The sequence below is a fragment of the Rathayibacter sp. AY1E2 genome (assembly GCF_002932325.1).
Taxonomy (GTDB): Bacteria; Actinomycetota; Actinomycetes; order Actinomycetales; family Microbacteriaceae; genus Rathayibacter.
The window spans coordinates 60,003-78,720 of sequence record NZ_PSVO01000001.1 but is presented as its reverse complement, the minus strand read 5'-3'; the positions used below and the strand labels follow the sequence as shown (position 1 = coordinate 78,720).

Sequence of the window (18,718 nt, the reverse complement as noted above, 5' to 3'; positions counted from 1 at the left end):
CGGAGTCGACCCGTCCGGCCGTTCCGACTCCGCGACGGACTGCGACCGGCTGGAGACGACAGAGACGCCGAAGGGCCGGGAGGACGACTCCTCCCGGCCCTTCGGCGTCGGTGTGCAGCGGCTAGATCGAGAAGCCGAGTGCGCGCATCATGTCGCGCCCGTCCTCGGTGATCCGGTCGGGACCCCACGGCGGCATCCAGACCCAGTTGATCCGGAACGCCTCGACGATGCCGTCGAGCGACTCGGCGGTCTGCTCCTCGAGCACGTCGGTCAGCGGGCAGCCCGCCGAGGTGAGGGTCATGTGGATGACGAGGGCGTCGTTCTCGTCGTCCCAGCCCAGGTCGTAGATGAGTCCCAGGTCGACCACGTTGACCCCGAGCTCGGGGTCCATGACGTCCTTGAGGGCCTCCTCGACCTGGTCGAAGAGCTTCGGCTCGAGAGTGGTGACCGCCATGATCAGACCGTCGCCGAGGTCAGGAAGCGGTCGTAGCCCTCGTCCTCGAGCCGGGTGGCGAGCTCCTTGCCGCCCTGCTCGGCGACGCGGCCGGCGACGAAGACGTGGACGAAGTCGGGCTGGATGTAGCGCAGGATCCGCGTGTAGTGCGTGATCAGCAGCACGCCGAGACCGGTGCTCTGGTGGGCGCGGTTGACTCCCTCCGACACGATCTTGAGCGCGTCGACGTCGAGGCCGGAGTCGGTCTCGTCGAGGACGGCGAACCGCGGGGCGAGCAGCTCGAGCTGGAGGATCTCGTTGCGCTTCTTCTCGCCGCCCGAGAAGCCCTCGTTGACGTTGCGCGCCGCGAAGGACGAGTCCATGCGGAGGTTCGCCATCGCCGACTTGACGTCCTTCGTCCACGTGCGGATCGCGGGCGCCTCTCCGGCGATCGCGGTCTTGGCGGTGCGGAGGAAGTTGGTGTTGGTCACACCGGGGATCTCGACCGGGTACTGCATGGCGAGGAAGAGGCCCGCGCGGGCGCGCTCGTCGACGGACATGTCGAGGACCTCGACGCCGTCGAGGGTGATCGAGCCGCCGTCGACGTGGTACTTGGGGTGTCCCGCGATCGTGTACGCGAGGGTGGACTTGCCGGACCCGTTGGGGCCCATGATCGCGTGGATCTCACCCTGGTTGATGGTGAGATCGACACCGCGGAGGATCTGCTTGGTCCCCTGCTCGGTCTCGACACTGACGTGGAGATCGCTGATCTGGAGAACGGACATTCAGACTTCCTTCGTGACGGTCGGGTCGATGTAGACGTCGCCGTCGATGATCTCGACGACGAAGACGGGGACCGGCTCGTAGGCCGGGAGGTTCAGCGGGGTGCCGGTGCGGAGGGAGAACTGGGAGCCGTGCGCCCAGCACTCGAGGCTGTCGCCCTCGACGAAGCCCTCGGAGAGCGAGATCTCGCCGTGGGTGCAGGTGTCGCCGATGGCGTGGATCTCGCCGGCGGAGTCCTGCACGACCGCGATCGCGACTCCGTCGACCTCGACACGCATGGCCTGGTTGGGGATCAGCTCGGAGACCGAGCAGATCATCGCGGCGTTGCTCATGCGGTGACCGCCGCTCCGCGGGAGGAGCCGGTCTGGCCGGCGCTGCCGGCGAGCTCCGCCTCGATCGCGAGCTGCAGTCGGTCCTCGAGCTCGGCGACCTTGATCTGCTGCACGATCTCGCTGAGGAACCCGCGCACGACCAGGCGTCGCGCCTCGTCCTCGCGGATCCCGCGGGACTGCAGGTAGAAGAGCTGCTCGTCGTCGAAGCGGCCGGTCGCCGAGGCGTGCCCCGCTCCGGCGATGTCACCGGTCTCGATCTCGAGGTTCGGGATGGAGTCGGCGCGCGTGCCGTCCGAGAGGACCAGGTTGCGGTTCTGCTCGTAGCTGTCGGTGCCGGTGGCGCTGTTGCGGATCAGGACGTCGCCGATCCAGACGGTGCGCGCGCCCTCGCCCTGCAGCGCGCCCTTGTAGGTCACGCGGCTGCGGGTGTCGGGGGCGTCGTGGTCGACGTACACCTGCTGCTCGAGGTGCTGGCCGCCGTCGGCGAAGTACAGGCCGAAGAGCTCGCCGTCCGCTCCGCGCTCGACGAGGTGCGCCGAGGGGTTCACCCGGACGATGGAGCCGCCGAGGGTGACCACGATGTGCTTCACCTTCGCGTCGCGTCCGACCCGCACGAAGTGGTTGGCCAGGTGCCGGGCGTCGTCCGCCCACTCCTGCACGGTGACGACGGTGAGCTGCGCGCCCTCGCCGACGAGGATCTCCACGTTCTCCGCGAGGGAGGCCTCCCCCTCGTTCTGCAGCACGACGACGGCGCGGGCGTAGGGCGCCGCCTCGATGATCGTGTGCGCGGCGCGGGGTCCGGAGCCGAGGCCCGAGCGGACGAGGGTGGCGACCTTCTCGTCCTCGCCCGTCACGCGGACGGCGAGGGCCTTCTCGAAGCTCGACCAGGCGTTCGCGGCGGCGCGGTCCTCGGGGAGGCCGGCGGTGCCGATCCGCTGGTCGTCGCGTCCGACCCACGAGACGTCCACACCGTCCACCGCCGCGTGCTCGAGGGGGGCGGGCGAGCCGTCCAGCGCGCCGTCGATGAGATCGCCGAGGCGCGCGACGGGCGTCAGCTTCCAGGCGATCTCGCGGCCGGTGACGGCCTCGAAGGCCTCGACGTCGGCCGACGCGAAGCGCTCGGAGCGCGTCTGCACGGGCGTGAACGCCCCGTCGGAGTGGGCGCTGATGCCCAGGCGCTCAGCGGCGGCCGTGCCGTCGATCTCGGGGGTCGCGGCGCTCGTGGGGACCGTCATCTGGCGGTGGTTCCTTTCGATGGGTGCGGGGCGCCCCGTCCGGGCGCCCCTTCGAGGGGGGAGGCGGGCGTCAACCGACGCTGCCCTCCATCCCCATCTCGATGAGCTTGTTCAGCTCGAGGGCGTACTCCATGGGCAGCTCGCGCGCGATCGGCTCGATGAAGCCGCGGACGATCATGGCCATCGCCTCGTCCTCCGGCAGGCCGCGCGACATCAGGTAGAAGAGCTGCTCCTCGCTGACCTTCGACACCGTCGCCTCGTGGCCGAGCTGCACGTCGTCGACACGGATGTCGATCGCCGGGTAGGTGTCGGAGCGCGAGATGGTGTCGACCAGGAGGGCGTCGCAGCGCACGGTGTTCGCCGAGTGGTGCGCGTTCGCGTCCACCCGGACCTCGCCGCGGTATCCGGCGCGACCGCCGCCGCGGGCGATCGACTTCGAGACGATCGACGACTGCGTGTACGGCGCCATGTGGACCATCTTCGCGCCGGCGTCCTGGTGCTGGCCGGGGCCCGCGAACGCGACGGAGAGGGTCTCGCCCTTGGCGTGCTCGCCGACCAGGAAGATCGACGGGTACTTCATCGTGACCTTCGAGCCGATGTTGCCGTCGATCCACTCCATCGTCGCGCCCTCGTGCGCGATCGCGCGCTTGGTGACGAGGTTGTAGACGTTGTTCGACCAGTTCTGGATCGTCGTGTAGCGCACGCGGGCGTTCTTCTTCACGATGATCTCGACCACGGCCGAGTGCAGCGAGTCCGACTTGTAGATCGGAGCCGTGCAGCCCTCGATGTAGTGGACGTAGCTGTCCTCGTCCGCGATGATCAGGGTCCGCTCGAACTGGCCCATGTTCTCGGTGTTGATCCGGAAGTAGGCCTGCAGCGGGATGTCGACGTGGACGCCCTTGGGGACGTACACGAAGGAGCCGCCGGACCAGACCGCGGTGTTCAGCGCCGCGAACTTGTTGTCGCCCGCGGGGATGACGGTGCCGAAGTACTCCTCGAAGATCTCGGGGTGCTCGCGCAGCGCCGTGTCGGTGTCCATGAAGATGACGCCCTGCTCCTCCAGGTCCTCGCGGATCTGGTGGTAGACGACCTCGGACTCGTACTGGGCCGCGACACCGCCGACGAGGCGCTGGCGCTCCGCCTCCGGGATGCCGAGCTTCTCGTACGTGTTCTTGATGTCGTCCGGGAGGTCGTCCCAGGTCTGCGCCTGCTTCTCGGTGGAGCGGACGAAGTACTTGATGTTGTCGAAGTCGATGTCCGACAGGTCGGCGCCCCACGTCGGCATGGGCTTGCGCTCGAAGAGCTTCAGGGCCTTCATGCGGCGGTCGCGCATCCAGGCGGGCTCGTTCTTGAGCGCGGAGATGTCGGAGACGACCTCGGGCGAGATGCCGCGTCGTGCGGAGGCTCCGGCGGAGTCCGAGTCGGACCAGCCGAACTCGTAGACGCCCAGGCTCTCGAGCTCGGGGCGGTCGATCAGGATGTCTGACATGTGTACCTCGTTTCCTACCCACTGCTAACCGGTCGGGTCCCGGAGTCATTCCCCCGGGGGTGGCCCGCGGGTGCTCTCCGGCCGGTCGCGCGATCGATCTGATGCGCGGAGCGGATGATGTGCGTCCCTGGATTCCGGAGGTGTGCGTCGGCGCTCCATCGGGCCGTGTGCGGATCACGTGCGCAGGGTGCGTCGAACCGTGACCAGCTTCTCATTCTACCGGCGTCCGCCGTTCAGCGGAACCTCCTCACCTGGGTGTCGGCCGGGCGCCGGCGGCGCACCTCCACACGCGCATGGCCATACCGGTGTCGGTGGTCCGTGATTCGGTTCCGCCATGACGAACGACGCATCGACCCCGATCCCCGCCCGACTCGTGACCGCACTGGTGGGCGCCCGCCTGCCGGCCGGACCCGCACGGGCGTTCGGCCCTCTCGCCCGCGCGATCGCGGCCGACCTCCCGCTGCGGGCGCTCCCCCGCGTGCTCCTGCGCCTCCGGCGGCACCTGCTCTCCGCCGAGCCGGAGCCCGCGGTCAGGCGGCGGGCTGGAGCTCCTGGGCGGCGTCCCGGCGCTGGGCGCGCACGGTGAACAGCCTCGGGTTCACGTCGAGCAGCACGCGGACCGCGCCGACCCAGATGAGCGCCGAGCCGAGGAGGTGCACCGCGACGAGCGTCTCGGGCAGCGCGGTGAGCGACTGCGCGACCCCGACCAGCGCCTGCAGCACGACGACCACGAGGAAGGCGATCACGCGCCGCCGGGCGAGCTCCGAGCCCGCCGCCCGCGACAGGCGCAGGAGCAGCGCGGCGCCCACGACGAGCACCGCTGTGCCGAGCACGCCGTGCACGACGGTCACGCTCTCCCAGTGGAACTGCATGCGGGGCACCTCCGCGGAGTCGCCGGCGTGCGGGCCGGTCCCCGTCACGAGGGTCCCCACGAGGATCACGAGGAGCGTCAGGCCGACGAGCCCGATGCTGAGCGCCCGCGTCGCGCGGTCCGGCTCGAAGGCCACGGACTGCGAGCGGTGGGCGCGGTGCCACGTCAGTGCGGTGGTGGTGAGGAGGGCGATGGCGAGAGCGAAGTGCCCGGCCACGATGTACGGATTGAGGCCCGAGTGCACGGTCGCGCCGCCCGCGAGGGCGTTCGCGACGACGAGCCAGAACTGCGACCAGGCGAGCCGGGTCATGGTGCGGTCGCGCGGCTTCTGCAGGCGCGCGGCCGTGATCGCCCAGCCCACCGCGACCACGAGGACGCCGGTGAACGCGCGGTTCGTGAACTCGATGAAGCCGTGGATCCCGAGCTCTGGGGTCGAGGTGAGCGAGCCCGGCTCGCACGCCGGCCAGGTGGGGCAGCCGAGGCCCGAGCCGGTCAGCCGGACGACGCCCCCGAAGAAGATGATCAGGATGCTCGCGACGAGCGCCGCGGTGGTCCCCCAGCGCAGTGCGCGCGGACCGAGGGTCACCCGCTCGGCGAGCAAGGAGAACGGCGTCACCATCAGAAGGGCAGCAGCGGGTCGATGCCGACGGCGAGGAAGAGCAGGGTGAGGTATCCGATGGACCCGTGGAACACCCGCATCGGCGAGACGTGCTCGTGGCGGATCGCGAGGCTGTAGAGGCGGTGCGTCTCGGCGATGAACCAGACTCCGCTGCCGAGCGCGACCACCGTGTAGAGCACCCCCATGCCGGCGACGGGGATCAGCAGGAGCGAGCAGGCGACGGTGGCCCAGGCGTAGAGGATGACCTGGAGCCCGACGATCGTTCGTCCGCGCACGACGGCCAGCATCGGCACGCCGGCGGCCTGGTAGTCGTCCCGGTACTTCATCGACAGCGGCCAGTAGTGCGGCGGCGTCCAGAGGAAGATGACGGAGAAGAGGATGACGGGGGCCCAGTCGAGCGAGCCGGTGACCGCCGCCCAGCCGATCAGCACCGGCATGCAGCCCGCGATGCCGCCCCACACGATGTTCTGAGGCGTCCGGCGCTTGAGGAAGAGCGTGTAGAACACGACGTAGATCAGGATCGCGGCGAGCGAGAGGCCCGCGGAGAGCCAGTTGGCCGTGAGACCGAGCCAGACGATCGACAGGACGCCGATCGTGGTCGCGAAGACGAGCGCGGACCGGTCCGAGATCTCCCCGGTCACGAGCGGCCGGTTCTTCGTCCGGTTCATGATCCGGTCGATGTCGCGGTCGAAGTAGCAGTTGAACGCGCCCGCCGACCCGGCGCTCAGGGCGCCGCCGATCAGGACGTTGAGGACCAGCAGCAGGTTCGGGATCCCGCCCTGCGCCAGGATCATCGTCGGAGCGGTCACCACGAGGAGCAGCTCGATCACGCGCGGCTTCGTCAGAGCGACGAAAGCCTTCACCTTGCGCGAGAGGGTCGTCGGCGACGCCCCGTCCCGCTCGACGGCGGTGGTCTCCACGACTGCGTCCATTGCTCCTCTAACGATTCGATGATCCCGAACGAGTGTAATGCGCCCGTCCGGGAGCCGGGCCCGGCGTGCACGCTTGTCCAATCGGACGCAGACATATGCGACCACGCAACCCCCGGTCGGCGGCGCACCCCCCTCCGTATACTCGGGACTGCTCGCCAGAGCGCCCGGCACGCACCCGAGCCCGCCCGACGATCGTCGGCACGGGGCCGAGAGGGCCGTCGCCGGAGCATCGTGTCGAAGTCGTCATGCGGCGTGCTCCACCATGCGAGAGGGCGGACGGTCCCCGTCTGCCCCACGTCTCGAGAAGGGTCAGTACCAAGTGTCAGAACTGCAATGGGAATCCATTGACGAGAAGGCAGTCGACACGGCGAGGGTTCTCGCCGCGGATGCGGTCGAGAAGGTCGGCAACGGCCATCCCGGGACCGCCATGAGCCTCGCGCCCGCCGCCTACCTCCTGTTCCAGAAGGTCATGCGCCGCGATCCGTCCGACGCGACCTGGATCGGCCGCGACCGGTTCATCCTGTCGGTCGGCCACTCCTCGCTGACGCAGTACGTCCAGTTCTACCTGGGCGGCTACGGTCTCGAGCTCGACGACCTCAAGGCGCTGCGCACCTGGGGCTCGAAGACCCCGGGCCACCCGGAGTACGGCCACACCGACGGCGTCGAGATCACCACCGGACCGCTCGGCCAGGGCCTCGCCTCCGCCGTGGGCTTCGCCTACGCCTCGCGCTTCGAGCGCGACCTGTTCGACCCGGAGGCCGCCGCGGGCACCTCCCCGTTCGACCACTTCGTCTACGTGATCGCCGGCGACGGCGACCTGCAGGAGGGCGTCACCAGCGAGGCCTCCTCGCTGGCCGGCCACCAGAAGCTCGGCAACCTGGTCGTCATCTACGACTCCAACCAGATCTCGATCGAGGACGACACCAACATCGCCTTCACCGAGGACGTCAAGGCGCGCTACGAGGCCTACGACTGGCAGGTCCAGGTCGTCGACTGGAAGAAGACCGGCGAGTACCACGAGGACGTCGCCGAGCTGCACGCCGCGATCGAGGCCGCGAAGGGCGAGACCGACAAGCCGTCGCTCATCATCCTGCGCACCATCATCGGCTGGCCGTCGCCGAAGAAGCAGAACACCGGCAAGATCCACGGCTCCGCCCTGGGCGCCGACGAGCTCCGCGGACTCAAGGAGGTGCTCGGCTTCGACCCCGAGAAGACCTTCGACGTCGCCGACGAGGTCATCGAGCACACCCGCAAGGCCGTCGAGCGCGGCCAGGCCCAGCACGCCGAGTGGGACGAGCAGCTCGCCGCCTGGGCGTCCGCGAACCCCGAGAAGAAGGAGCTGCTCGACCGGGTCCTCTCGGGCGAGCTGCCCGAGGGCGTCCAGGAGGCGCTCCCCGTCTTCGAGCCCGGCAAGGAGGTCTCGACCCGCGCCGCGTCCGGCAAGGTCATCAACGCCCTCGCCGGCGTGATCCCCGAGCTGTGGGGCGGCTCCGCCGACCTCGCCGAGTCGAACAACACGACGATCGAGGGAGCCGGCTCCTTCGTCCCGACGGAGTTCTCGACCCACGAGTGGACCGGGAAGAAGGGCGGCCGCGTGCTGCACTTCGGCATCCGCGAGCACGCCATGGGCGCGATCCTCAACGGGATCGTCCTGCACGGCAACACCCGCCCCTTCGGCGGCACCTTCCTGATCTTCTCCGACTACATGCGCCCGGCGGTCCGTCTCGCCGCGCTCATGAAGGCGCCGGCCATCTACGTCTGGACCCACGACTCCGTGGCGCTCGGCGAGGACGGCCCGACGCACCAGCCGGTCGAGCAGCTGTCGACCCTCCGCGCGATCCCGGGCCTGGACGTGGTCCGCCCCGGCGACGCGAACGAGGTCGCCTACGCCTGGAAGACCATCCTCGAGCGCCGCGAGGGCCCCGCCGGCCTCGCGCTCACCCGTCAGAACATCCCGGTGTTCGAGCGCGGCGAGGGCGACGCGGAGGGCGAGACCTTCGCCTCCGCCGCGAACGTCGCCCGCGGTGCCTACATCCTGGCCGAGGCGCCGGGCGGCACCCCGGACGTGATCTTCATCGCGACCGGCTCCGAGGTCCAGATCGCCGTCGAGGCGCGCGAGGCCCTGAGGAGCGAGGGCGTCAACGCCCGCGTCGTCTCGGCTCCGTCCCTCGAGTGGTTCGAGGAGCAGGACGCCGAGTACCGCGAGAAGGTCCTGCCCTCCTCGGTGAAGGCGCGCGTCTCGATCGAGGCCGGCCTGAGCCTGGGCTGGCAGAAGTACGTCGGCGACGCCGGCCGCTCCGTCTCGATCGAGCACTTCGGCGCCTCGGCCGACTACAAGACCCTGTTCCGCGAGTTCGGGATCACCACCGAGGCGGCACTGTCCGCCGCCAAGGAGTCGCTCGCAGCCTCCTGACCCGAAGGCCGCGTCCAGCACGGACGCGGCCTTCGCCGTCGGAGCAGCGGCTCCCCCTCACACCACGCACCACCTACGCAGAAGAAGAAGAGACATGACCGAGAACACCCCCACCGCAGAGCTCTCCGCCGCCGGCGTCAGCATCTGGCTCGACGACCTCTCCCGCTCGCGCATCTCCACCGGAGGGCTGCAGAAGCTCATCGAGGAGAAGAACGTCGTCGGAGTCACCACGAACCCCACGATCTTCGCCGCGGCCCTGACCAACGGCGAGTCCTACGACGCCCAGGTGCGCGAGCTCGCCTCCGCCGGCACCTCGGTGACCGACGCGGTCTTCGAGATCACCACCGACGACGTCGCCGCGGCGTCCGACATCTTCCGCCCGATCTACGACGCGACCAACGGCTACGACGGCCGCGTGTCGATCGAGGTCGAGCCCGGCCTGGCGCACGACGCCCAGGGCACCATCGAGCAGGCCAAGGCCCTCTGGGCCAAGGTCGACCGCCCCAACGCGATGATCAAGATCCCCGCGACCGTCGAGGGCCTCGAGGCCATCACGGAGGTCATCGGCTCCGGCATCTCGGTGAACGTCACCCTGATCTTCTCGCTCGCCCGCTACCGCGCCGTCATCAACGCGTACCTGGCCGGCCTCGAGAAGGCCAAAGACGCCGGCATCGACCTGTCGACCATCCACTCCGTCGCCTCGTTCTTCGTCTCGCGCGTCGACACCGAGATCGACAAGCGCCTCGAGGCCGTCGGCACCGATGAGGCCCGCGCCCTCACGAGCAAGTCCGGCGTCGCCAACGCGCAGCTGGCCTACGAGGTCTTCGTCGAGGCGTTCGCCACCGAGCGCGCCCTGCTGCTCCAGGAGTCCGGCGCCAACCGCCAGCGCCCCCTCTGGGCCTCGACCGGCGTCAAGTCGACCGACCTCCCCGACACCCTCTACGTGACCGAGCTCGTCGCGGCCGGCGTGGTCAACACGATGCCCGAGAAGACCCTCGAGGCGACCTTCGACCACGGCGTCATCACCGGCGACACCGTCACGGGCTCGTACGCCGACGCGAACGCCGTCCTCGACGCCGTCGCGGCGCAGGGCGTCTCGTACGCCGACGTCACCGAGCTGCTCGAGAAGGAGGGCGTGGAGAAGTTCATCGTCTCCTGGAACGAGCTGCTCGACACCGTCACCGCGGCGCTCGAGGGCGCGAAGGCGCAGGCCTGATCATGGCCATCCAGATCCACGTCAGCGGAGACGCCGAGAAGGCCGTCGACCGCGTCGTCCCGGAGCTCGTCGCCGACGAGGTCGCGTCCGGCATCACCGCCCAGGTCCCCACCCTGTGGGTCGCCGCGGCGGAGGAGGAGGCGGCCAAGCGCCTCGGGTGGACCGAGTCGACCACCGTCTCCCGCCCCCTGATCCCCCAGATCCTCGCCCTGCGCGAGGAGTTCCAGGCCAAGGGCGTCGACCACATCGTCCTCGGCGGCATGGGCGGCTCCTCGCTCGCGCCCGAGGTCATCACCCGCACCGCCGGCGTCGAGCTCACCGTGCTCGACTCGACGGCGCCCGGCCAGGTGCTCGCGGCCCTGAACGACCGGCTCGCGTCGACCGCGGTCGTCATCTCCTCGAAGTCCGGCTCGACCGTCGAGACCGCGAGCCAGAAGAAGGCCTACGAGAAGGCGTTCACGGAGGCGGGCATCGATCCGCTCGACCGCATCGTCATCGTGACCGACCCGGGCTCGCCCCTGGACACCTCCTCCCGCGAGGCCGGCTACCGCGTGTTCAACGCCGACCCGAACATCGGCGGGCGCTTCTCGGCGCTCTCCGCGTTCGGCCTCGTGCCGTCCGGGCTCGCCGGCGCCGACATCGAGGCCCTCCTCGACGAGGCGGCCGAGGCCTCCCTCGGGCTCGCCGTGGACTCCCCCGAGAACCCGGGCCTGATCCTCGGAGCGGCGATCGCCGCGACCAGCCCGCGCCGCGACAAGCTCGCGATCGTCGCCGACGGGACCGACATCGTCGGCTTCGCCGACTGGGCGGAGCAGCTCATCGCCGAGTCCACCGGCAAGGACGGCACGGGCATCCTCCCCGTCGTCCTCGGCACGCTGGCCCCCGAGCTCTCGGAGGACCTGCCCGACGTGCAGGTCGTCCGCCTGGTCGAGGACGCCACGGCGCTGCACCTGTTCCCGCGCGACCGCCACGAGGGCGAGATCCTCCTCTCCGGCTCGCTCGGCGCTCAGATGCTGACGTGGGAGTACGCCGTCGCCGTCGCGGGTCGCCTCCTGGGCATCAACCCGTTCGACCAGCCCGACGTCGAGTCGGCGAAGGTCGCGACCCGGGCCCTGCTCGAGAAGCGCCCCGAGCCCGAGGCGCCCGCGTTCACCGACGCGGGCATCGAGGTCACCGGCAGCAGCAGCGTCACCGAGGGCGTCTCGACCGTCGCCGCCGCTGTCGACCGCCTCCTCGCGCAGCTGGGCGACGGCGGCTACGTCTCGATCCAGGCGTACGTCGACCGCCTCGCGCTCCCGCAGCTCGAGGGCGTGCGCGACCTCCTCGCCGCGCAGGCCCAGCGCCCCGTCACCTTCGGGTGGGGCCCGCGCTTCCTGCACTCGACCGGGCAGTACCACAAGGGCGGGGCGCCGACCGGCGTGTTCCTCCAGATCACCGAGCGCTCCGACGTGGACCTCGAGATCCCGGACAGCCCGTTCACCTTCGGCCAGCTCATCCTGGCCCAGGCCGCCGGCGACGCGAGCGTGCTCGCCGAGCACGGCCGGCCGGTGCTGACCCTCACGCTGACCGACCCCGAGGCCGACCTCGAGGCGCTCTTCGAGGCCCTCAACACCTGATCCGACGGGCACGCCGCCGCTGCGCTCTCGAGCGCGCGGCGGCGTGCCCGCGGTCGTCCCGCGACCACTTCCCGGGGCAGCAGCCGGGTCCGCCCGCTCCTCCCCCTCCCTCACCGATAGCAGTGCGCCGGTCCCACCGGCACACAGAAGGACACTGCACATGTCTGTGGACATCACCCCCGAGTTCAACCCGCTGAGGTTGAGCTTCGACCGCCGGTTGAACCGGATCGCCGGGCCCAGCGGCCTCGTCATCTTCGGCGTGACCGGCGACCTCTCCCGCAAGAAGCTCATGCCCGCGGTCTACGATCTCGCCAACCGCGGCCTCCTGCCTCCCGGCTTCGCCCTCGTCGGATTCGCCCGGCGCGACTGGGACGACCAGGACTTCGAGCAGGTCGTCCACGACTCCGTGAAGAAGCACGCCCGCACCGAGTTCCACGAGGAGGTCTGGGCGCAGCTCGCGCAGGGCATCCGGTTCGTGCAGGGCGAGTTCGACGACCCCGAGGCGTTCGCCCGCCTGAAGACGACCGTCGACGACCTCGACCGCGAGCGCGGCACGAACGGCAACTTCGCCTTCTACCTCTCGATCCCCCCGAAGTCCTTCCCGCAGGTCACCGAGCAGCTGCGCAGCTCCGGCCTCGCCGAGCAGAAGGACGGCCAGTGGCGCCGCGTCGTCATCGAGAAGCCGTTCGGCAGCGACCTGAAGACGGCCCGCGAGCTGAACGACGTCGTCGAGTCGGTCTTCCCGCCCGACTCCGTCTTCCGGATCGACCACTACCTCGGCAAGGAGACGGTCCAGAACATCCTGGCCCTCCGCTTCGCCAACATGATGTACGAGCCGCTCTGGAACTCGAACTACGTCGACCACGTGCAGATCACCATGGCCGAGGACATCGGCGTGGGCGGGCGCGCGGGCTACTACGACGGCATCGGAGCGGCGCGCGACGTCATCCAGAACCACCTGCTGCAGCTGCTCGCCCTGACTGCCATGGAGGAGCCGATCTCGTTCGACGCGGCCGACCTCCGTGCGGAGAAGGAGAAGGTCCTCGCGGCCGTCCGCCTCCCCGCCGACCTCTCCACTTCTACCGCCCGCGGACAGTACGCCGGCGGCTGGCAGGGCGGCGAGAAGGTGCTCGGCTTCCTCGAGGAGGACGGCATGAGCCCCACCTCGACCACCGAGACCTACGCCGCCATGCGCCTGGACATCGGCACCCGACGCTGGGCCGGCGTGCCGTTCTACCTGCGGGCCGGCAAGCGCCTCGGCCGCCGCGTCACCGAGATCGCGGTCGTGTTCAAGCGGGCACCGAAGCAGCTCTTCGCCGAGAGCCAGACCACGTCGCTGGGCCAGAACGCGCTCGTCATCCGCGTCCAGCCCGACGAGGGCGTCACCATGCGATTCGGCTCGAAGGTGCCCGGCGCCGGCATGCAGGTGCGCGACGTGACGATGGACTTCGGCTACGGTCACGCGTTCACCGAGGCGAGCCCCGAGGCCTACGAGCGCCTCATCCTCGACGTCCTCCTGGGCGAGCCGCCGCTCTTCCCACGGCACGAGGAGGTCGAGCTGTCCTGGAAGATCCTCGACCCGATCGAGGAGTTCTGGGCCACGCAGGGCCAGCCCGAGCAGTACCGCCCCGGAACCTGGGGCCCCGATTCCGCCGACGAGCTCCTCGCCCGCGACGGCCGCACCTGGAGGCGTCCATGATCGTCGATCTGCCCGACACCACGACGAGCGAGGTCTCGAAGACCCTCGTCAAGATCCGCGAGGAGGGCGGCGCCGTCGCCCTCGGCCGCGTCCTCACCCTCATCATCGCGACCTCGCGGGGTCACGAGGAGGAGGCCATCGAGGCCGCGAACGACGCGTCCCGCGAGCACCCGATGCGCGTCATCGTGGTCTCGAAGGACGACGGCACCACCACGGTCCCGGTCGACGCGACGGCGCGCGTCGACGCGCAGATCCGGGTCGGAGGCGACGCCGGCGCGAGCGAGGTCGTCGTGCTCCGTCCCTACGGGGACGCGGCCGAGGACGAGGAGAGCCTGGTCACGGGCCTGCTCCTCCCCGACGCCCCCGTCGTGGCCTGGTGGCCGAACAGCGCTCCGGACAACGCCTCGGCGTCCCCGATCGGCCGGATCGCCACCCGGCGGATCACCGACGCGTCGGCCCAGTCGAACCCGGCGGAGGCGCTGCACCACCTCGCGTCCACCTACGCCCCCGGCGACACCGACTTCGCCTGGACCCGCCTCACCCTCTGGCGCGCGCAGCTCGCCGCCGTGCTCGACCAGCCGCCCTACGAGCCGATCACGGCCGTCGAGGTCTCGGGCGCGCCCGACTCCCCCTCCACGATCCTGCTCGCCGCCTGGCTGCAGCTCGAGCTCGACATCCCCGTCGACCACGAGCTCACGATCAGCGCGACCGGGTCCAGCGGGATCCACGGCGTCCGGCTCATCCGAGACTCCGGAGTGATCGAGCTCGAGCGCTCGGTGCCCAACGTCGCGACGCTCACGCAGCCCGATCAGCCGGTCCACGACATCTCGCTCCCCCGCCGCAGCCTCCGGGACTGCCTGGCGGAGGAGCTGCGCCGGCTCGACCCGGATGACCTGTACGGTGAAGTGATCTCGCGCGGGGTCGACATGCTCACTGAGAAGGCCGAGGCCCGCAGCGCCTCCTGAGGTGTGGGCGCCCGTCCAGGGCGCCCGCACCTCAGAGCTTCCCGACACGGAGCCGAACCCCGCCGATCGGCACCCGAACCCGAAGGAGTCCCCTGAGATGACCACCGAACGCCGCGTGCTGGTCCACCGCGACAAGCAGACCCTCGCCGGCTCGGTCGCCGCCCGGTTCCTCACCAAGACGATCGACGTCCTCGACGACCTGGGTTCGGCGAACGTCGTGCTCACCGGAGGGACGATGGGAGCCGCCACGCTCAAGGAGATCGGCTCCTCCTCCGCCGCCGGCAACGTGGACTGGTCGCGCGTGCACTTCTGGTGGGGCGACGAGCGCTGGGTACCCCGCGGCCACGAGGACCGCAACGACGTCCAGGCCGAGGACCTCTTCAGCGTCCTCGATGTGCCGGCGGCGAACGTGCACTCCTACCCGGCCTCGGACGAGGGCCTGGACCTCGACGGCGCCGCCTCTGCCTACGACGCGGAGCTGCGCGAGCACGCCTCCGAGGGGCGCGACTACCCGCGCTTCGACATCACCTTCCTCGGCGTCGGGCCGGACGGGCACATCGCGTCGCTGTTCCCCGAGCGCTCCGCGATCCGCTCCACGACGCCCGGCGTCCTCGCCGTCCGCAACTCGCCGAAGCCGCCGCCGGAGCGCCTCACCCTCACGCTGCCGCTGATCAACCAATCGGACCGCATCTGGATGGTGCTCGCCGGCGCGGACAAGGCCTCGGCCCTGGGCCTCGCGCTCGCGGGTGCCAGCACGAACGAGGTGCCCGCGTCGGGCGCGTTCGGTCGCAAGCGCACGGTGTTCTTCGTCGACCAGGAGGCTGCCGCCGAGGTCCCCGAGTCGCTCATCGCTCCGAGCTACTGAGCCCGGTCCGGAAACGACGGAAGGCCCGTCCCCTGAGGGGGCGGGCCTTCCGTCGTTCGTCGTGCGGTGACGATCAGGACGGGGTCGCGGTGCCTCGTCGGGCGCGCAGCTGCTGCAGCGCCTCCTCGAGGAGCTGAGCCGCCTCGGCCTCGGTGCGGCGCTCCTTCACGTAGGCGAGGTGCGTCTTGTAGGGCTCGGTCTTCGCGACCTGGGGCGGGTTCGCCCGGTCGCGGCCCGCGGGGAGACCGGACTGCGGGGAGTCGATCACCTCGGGGATCTCGTCCTCGGGGAGGGCCGCCGAGAAGTGGCGCACCGTCTCATTGCCGAGAGCGTCCCAGTAGGAGACCGCGACGCGCTCCGCGTGGAAGCCCCGGTCCTGCTCGCCCATGGGTCCTGCGCCGACGCGCGAACCGCGGATTGCACTGCCGCCTGATGCCATTGCGAGTACCCCTATGCTCCGGTAGTGAACTTGGTGATGAGTCCGAGCACCACGATGCAGGCCAGCCAGACGACGCCCAGGATCACGGTGATGCGGTTCAGGTTGCGCTCGGCGACGCCCGACGCGCCGAGGTTGGAGGTGACTCCGCCCCCGAACATGTCGGACAGACCGCCGCCGCGCCCCTTGTGGAGCAGGATCAGCATGGTGAGCAGGAGGCTCGTGATGCCCAGGATGACCTGGAGCACGACCTGGAGGATGTCCACGCGGTACCTTTCGAAGTTCTGGCGCGTTGCGCGCCCCGACGAGTATAACGGCGCCTGCGAATCCGCGAGGAATGCGTCGTCCCGTGTTCGGGGCGATGTATACGAGTGTCCGTCGAGGGGGCGGAGCGGGTGGCCTCGTCGCGGTGCCCTCGACAACCTCTCCAGTCGCCGGACCGCGAGCCTGTGATCCACGTACCAGCGGACCGATCGAGCCGAACGCGACACGCTCTCGGAGGGCACCCCGCGACGAGCCGACAGCACCGGACCGGCCAACGCGTGAAGCCGGTGTGGGATCTCCGAGGCGAACCGGCGATCCGCGTCCCAGCGGATCGACGGAGCCGACCGCGCCACACCGCGCAGGGAGCGGCGTGGACGACAGCGAGGCGAACCGGTGATCCGCGTCCCAGCGGATCGACGTAGCCGAACGCATCCCGCTCTCGGAACCGCGCCCCGTCGCGAAGCCGACCGCGCCACGCCGTGCAGGGAGCGGCGTGGACGACGAAAGGGCGGGCCCGATGGGCCCGCCCTCTCGTCGCAGCAGCTCAGACCCCGACGTGGTTCCGGAATCGTGCGATCGCCGCGAACTCGTCGACCTGGAGGCTGGCGCCTCCGACGAGTGCTCCGTCGACGTCGGGCTCGCGCATGAAGCCGGCGATGTTGCCGGACTTCACGGAGCCGCCGTAGAGGATGCGGGTCTTCGCGGCGGTGTCGGCGCCGAGGACGTCGGCGACGACTCCGCGGAGCGCCTTGCAGACCTGCTGGGCCTGCTCGGGCGTCGCGGCCTGTCCGGAGCCGATGGCCCAGACCGGCTCGTAGGCGACGACGAGGTCGGCGTCCGCGGGCAGGCCGGTGAGGGCCTCCTTCAACTGGGCGACCGGCACGGCCGACGGGCCGTGCTTCTCGAGGTCCTCCGCGGTCTCGCCGACGCAGATGATCGGAGCGACGCCGTGATTGACGGCCGCAGCCGACTTGGCGGCGATGTCCGCGTCCGTCTCGCCGTGGAGCGTGCGACGCTCCGAGTGGCCGACGATCACGTAGTCGCAGTCGAGCTGCTTCAGGAACTGACCCGAGATCTCACCGGTGTAGGCGCCGCTGTCGAACTTCGAGACGTCCTGCGCGCCGTACTTGAGCGGCAGCTTGTCCGAGTCGACGAGGATCTGCACGGGCCGGAGGTCCGTGAAGGGCGGGAACACCGCGACCTCGACGCCGTCGAAGTCGTGATCGGCGTCCTTGAGGCTCCACGCCAGCTTCTGCACGAAGGCGATGGCCTGGAGGTGGTCCAGGTTCATCTTCCAGTTGCCGGCGATGAGCGGGGTGCGGGCGGCGGTGTCTACCATCCGAGGACTTCCAGTCCGGGGAGGCGCTTGCCCTCGAGGAATTCGAGGCTCGCTCCGCCTCCCGTCGAGATGTGGCCGAACTGGTCGTCGCGGAACCCGAGGGCGCGGACGGCCGCGGCGGAGTCGCCTCCGCCGACGACGCTGAGACCGTCGACCTCGGTGAGCGCCTGCGCGACGGTCTTGGTGCCCGCCGCGAACGGCTCGAGCTCGAAGACGCCCATGGGGCCGTTCCAGAACACCGTCTCGGACGCCGCGATGATCTCGGCGAAGTGCGCGGCGGTGTCCGGTCCGATGTCCAGGCCGAGGCCCTTCTCACCGAAGGGCGTGCCCTCGATCGCGTCGGCCGAGGCGACCTGGTGCTCGGCGTCGGGGCCGAACTCCGACGCCACGACGACGTCCGTCGGCAGGACGATCTCCACGCCCAGCTCCTTCGCCTTCGCGAGGTAGCCGAGAACGATGTCGACCTGGTCCGCCTCCAGCAGGCTGGCGCCGACCTCGTGGCCCTGGGCCTTGAGGAAGGTGAACAGCATTCCGCCGCCGATGAGGATCGAGTCGACCTTCGGCAGCAGGTGCTCGATCACGCCGAGCTTGTCCGAGACCTTCGAGCCGCCGAGGACGACCGCGTAGGGGCGCTCGGGCTTCTCGGTGAGCCGCTCCAGCACCTCGAGCTCGGCCGCGATCAGCGTGCCGGCGGCGCTGGGGAGAAGCTCGGCGAGCTCGTAGACGCTCGCCTGCTTGCGGTGCACGACGCCGAACCCGTCGGAGACGAAGGCGTCACCGTAGGCGGCCAGCTTCTCGGCGAAGGTGCGGCGCTCGGCCTCGTCCTTGCTCGTCTCGCCAGCGTTGAACCGGAGGTTCTCGAGGACGACGACCTGGCCGTCCTCGAGGGCGTCGACGGCGGCCGAGGCCGCCTCCCCGACGGTGTCCTCGGCGAAGGCCACCGGAGCGTCGAGCAGCTCGCCGAGGCGGGCGGCGACGGGAGCGAGGCTGTACTTCGCCTCGGGCTTCCCCTCGGGGCGCCCGAGGTGGCTCACGACCACGACTCGGGCGCCCTCGGAGACCAGACGCTGGAGCGTGGGCACCGACGCGCGCACGCGGCCGTCGTCCGTGATCGTTCCGTCCTTCAGGGGGACGTTCAGATCGCAGCGGACGACGACGCGCTTGCCTGCGAGGGAGCCCAGTGAGTCCAGAGTGCGGAGCGTCACTGCGCG

General features: G+C 70.3%; 17 protein-coding genes. 6 read left to right on the top strand and 11 right to left on the bottom strand.

Annotated features, from left to right (window positions below; all coding sequences use genetic code 11):
• Positions 1-121: 121 nt before the first annotated feature.
• From C5C49_RS00335 to C5C49_RS00305, 7 genes are all read right to left on the bottom strand, one after another.
• A complete protein-coding gene (locus C5C49_RS00335; protein WP_104221939.1) occupies positions 122-454 on the bottom strand; it encodes a metal-sulfur cluster assembly factor in 333 nt (110 codons plus the stop codon).
• 2 nt (positions 455-456) lie between these two features.
• Positions 457-1,218 (bottom strand): Fe-S cluster assembly ATPase SufC, encoded by a 762-nt coding sequence (gene sufC, locus C5C49_RS00330; protein ID WP_104345147.1) that lies wholly within the window; start codon positions 1,216-1,218, stop codon positions 457-459.
• A complete protein-coding gene (locus C5C49_RS00325) occupies positions 1,219-1,548 on the bottom strand; it encodes a non-heme iron oxygenase ferredoxin subunit (RefSeq protein ID WP_077222834.1) in 330 nt (109 codons plus the stop codon).
• Positions 1,545-2,783: a Fe-S cluster assembly protein SufD gene (sufD, locus tag C5C49_RS00320; protein ID WP_104345146.1), complete on the bottom strand. Its 1,239-nt coding sequence runs from the start codon at positions 2,781-2,783 to the stop codon at positions 1,545-1,547. Before sufD ends, C5C49_RS00325 begins: the two co-directional genes overlap by 4 nt.
• Before the next feature lie 70 nt (positions 2,784-2,853).
• Positions 2,854-4,272: a Fe-S cluster assembly protein SufB gene (gene sufB, locus C5C49_RS00315; protein WP_104221933.1), complete on the bottom strand. Its 1,419-nt coding sequence runs from the start codon at positions 4,270-4,272 to the stop codon at positions 2,854-2,856.
• 530 nt (positions 4,273-4,802) lie between these two features.
• Positions 4,803-5,762, bottom strand: coding sequence for a heme A synthase (locus C5C49_RS00310; protein ID WP_104345145.1), 960 nt, complete (start codon positions 5,760-5,762; stop codon positions 4,803-4,805).
• Positions 5,762-6,694, bottom strand: a complete 933-nt coding sequence (locus C5C49_RS00305; protein WP_104232635.1) for a heme o synthase — start codon at positions 6,692-6,694, stop codon at positions 5,762-5,764. Before C5C49_RS00305 ends, C5C49_RS00310 begins: the two co-directional genes overlap by 1 nt.
• Positions 6,695-7,013: 319 nt before the next feature.
• Here C5C49_RS00305 and tkt point away from each other — a divergent pair, with 319 nt between their 5' ends.
• The 6 genes from tkt to pgl all read left to right on the top strand — a co-directional run bounded on the left by tkt (position 7,014) and on the right by pgl (position 15,468).
• Positions 7,014-9,107 carry a transketolase gene (tkt, locus tag C5C49_RS00300; RefSeq protein ID WP_104255364.1) on the top strand — a complete coding sequence of 698 codons (2,094 nt, stop codon included), beginning with the start codon at positions 7,014-7,016 and terminating at the stop codon, positions 9,105-9,107.
• A gap of 94 nt (positions 9,108-9,201) precedes the next feature.
• Positions 9,202-10,323 (top strand): transaldolase, encoded by a 1,122-nt coding sequence (tal, locus tag C5C49_RS00295; protein ID WP_104345144.1) that lies wholly within the window; start codon positions 9,202-9,204, stop codon positions 10,321-10,323.
• Positions 10,324-10,325: 2 nt separating this feature from the next.
• On the top strand, positions 10,326-11,939 hold the full coding sequence (locus tag C5C49_RS00290) for a glucose-6-phosphate isomerase (protein WP_104345143.1): 1,614 nt from the start codon (positions 10,326-10,328) through the stop codon (positions 11,937-11,939).
• Between the two features lie 160 nt (positions 11,940-12,099).
• Positions 12,100-13,638, top strand: a complete 1,539-nt coding sequence (zwf, locus tag C5C49_RS00285; RefSeq protein WP_104225293.1) for a glucose-6-phosphate dehydrogenase — start codon at positions 12,100-12,102, stop codon at positions 13,636-13,638.
• On the top strand, positions 13,635-14,603 hold the full coding sequence (locus C5C49_RS00280; protein ID WP_104232638.1) for a glucose-6-phosphate dehydrogenase assembly protein OpcA: 969 nt from the start codon (positions 13,635-13,637) through the stop codon (positions 14,601-14,603). Before zwf ends, C5C49_RS00280 begins: the two co-directional genes overlap by 4 nt.
• A gap of 97 nt (positions 14,604-14,700) precedes the next feature.
• Positions 14,701-15,468 (top strand): 6-phosphogluconolactonase, encoded by a 768-nt coding sequence (gene pgl / locus C5C49_RS00275; RefSeq protein WP_104345142.1) that lies wholly within the window; start codon positions 14,701-14,703, stop codon positions 15,466-15,468.
• 73 nt (positions 15,469-15,541) lie between these two features.
• Here the strand turns inward: pgl and C5C49_RS00270 are convergent, their stop codons facing one another.
• The 4 genes from C5C49_RS00270 to C5C49_RS00255 all read right to left on the bottom strand — a co-directional run bounded on the left by C5C49_RS00270 (position 15,542) and on the right by C5C49_RS00255 (position 18,712).
• Positions 15,542-15,907 carry an RNA polymerase-binding protein RbpA gene (locus tag C5C49_RS00270; RefSeq protein ID WP_055791968.1) on the bottom strand — a complete coding sequence of 122 codons (366 nt, stop codon included), beginning with the start codon at positions 15,905-15,907 and terminating at the stop codon, positions 15,542-15,544.
• A gap of 11 nt (positions 15,908-15,918) precedes the next feature.
• A complete protein-coding gene (gene secG, locus C5C49_RS00265) occupies positions 15,919-16,170 on the bottom strand; it encodes a preprotein translocase subunit SecG (protein WP_104221915.1) in 252 nt (83 codons plus the stop codon).
• A gap of 542 nt (positions 16,171-16,712) precedes the next feature.
• Entirely contained in the window at positions 16,713-17,507 is a 795-nt protein-coding gene (tpiA, locus tag C5C49_RS00260; protein WP_104221913.1) for a triose-phosphate isomerase, read from the bottom strand.
• Complete coding sequence (locus C5C49_RS00255) at positions 17,501-18,712, bottom strand: phosphoglycerate kinase (protein ID WP_104345141.1); 1,212 nt, start codon at positions 18,710-18,712, stop codon at positions 17,501-17,503. The genes tpiA and C5C49_RS00255 overlap by 7 nt, the downstream gene beginning before the upstream one ends.
• Positions 18,713-18,718: the final 6 nt, after the last annotated feature.

Bases quoted from the DNA above. Each gene is read 5' to 3' on its own strand.
- C5C49_RS00335 (WP_104221939.1), bottom strand. From the start codon at position 454: ATGGCGGTCACCACTCTCGAGCCGAAGCTCTTCGACCAGGTCGAGGAG.
- sufC (WP_104345147.1), bottom strand. From the start codon at position 1,218: ATGTCCGTTCTCCAGATCAGCGATCTCCACGTCAGTGTCGAGACCGAG.
- C5C49_RS00325 (WP_077222834.1), bottom strand. From the start codon at position 1,548: ATGAGCAACGCCGCGATGATCTGCTCGGTCTCCGAGCTGATCCCCAAC.
- sufD (WP_104345146.1), bottom strand. From the start codon at position 2,783: ATGACGGTCCCCACGAGCGCCGCGACCCCCGAGATCGACGGCACGGCC.
- sufB (WP_104221933.1), bottom strand. From the start codon at position 4,272: ATGTCAGACATCCTGATCGACCGCCCCGAGCTCGAGAGCCTGGGCGTC.
- C5C49_RS00310 (WP_104345145.1), bottom strand. From the start codon at position 5,762: ATGGTGACGCCGTTCTCCTTGCTCGCCGAGCGGGTGACCCTCGGTCCG.
- C5C49_RS00305 (WP_104232635.1), bottom strand. From the start codon at position 6,694: ATGGACGCAGTCGTGGAGACCACCGCCGTCGAGCGGGACGGGGCGTCG.
- tal (WP_104345144.1), top strand. From the start codon at position 9,202: ATGACCGAGAACACCCCCACCGCAGAGCTCTCCGCCGCCGGCGTCAGC.
- C5C49_RS00290 (WP_104345143.1), top strand. From the start codon at position 10,326: ATGGCCATCCAGATCCACGTCAGCGGAGACGCCGAGAAGGCCGTCGAC.
- zwf (WP_104225293.1), top strand. From the start codon at position 12,100: ATGTCTGTGGACATCACCCCCGAGTTCAACCCGCTGAGGTTGAGCTTC.
- C5C49_RS00280 (WP_104232638.1), top strand. From the start codon at position 13,635: ATGATCGTCGATCTGCCCGACACCACGACGAGCGAGGTCTCGAAGACC.
- pgl (WP_104345142.1), top strand. From the start codon at position 14,701: ATGACCACCGAACGCCGCGTGCTGGTCCACCGCGACAAGCAGACCCTC.
- C5C49_RS00270 (WP_055791968.1), bottom strand. From the start codon at position 15,907: ATGGCATCAGGCGGCAGTGCAATCCGCGGTTCGCGCGTCGGCGCAGGA.
- tpiA (WP_104221913.1), bottom strand. From the start codon at position 17,507: ATGGTAGACACCGCCGCCCGCACCCCGCTCATCGCCGGCAACTGGAAG.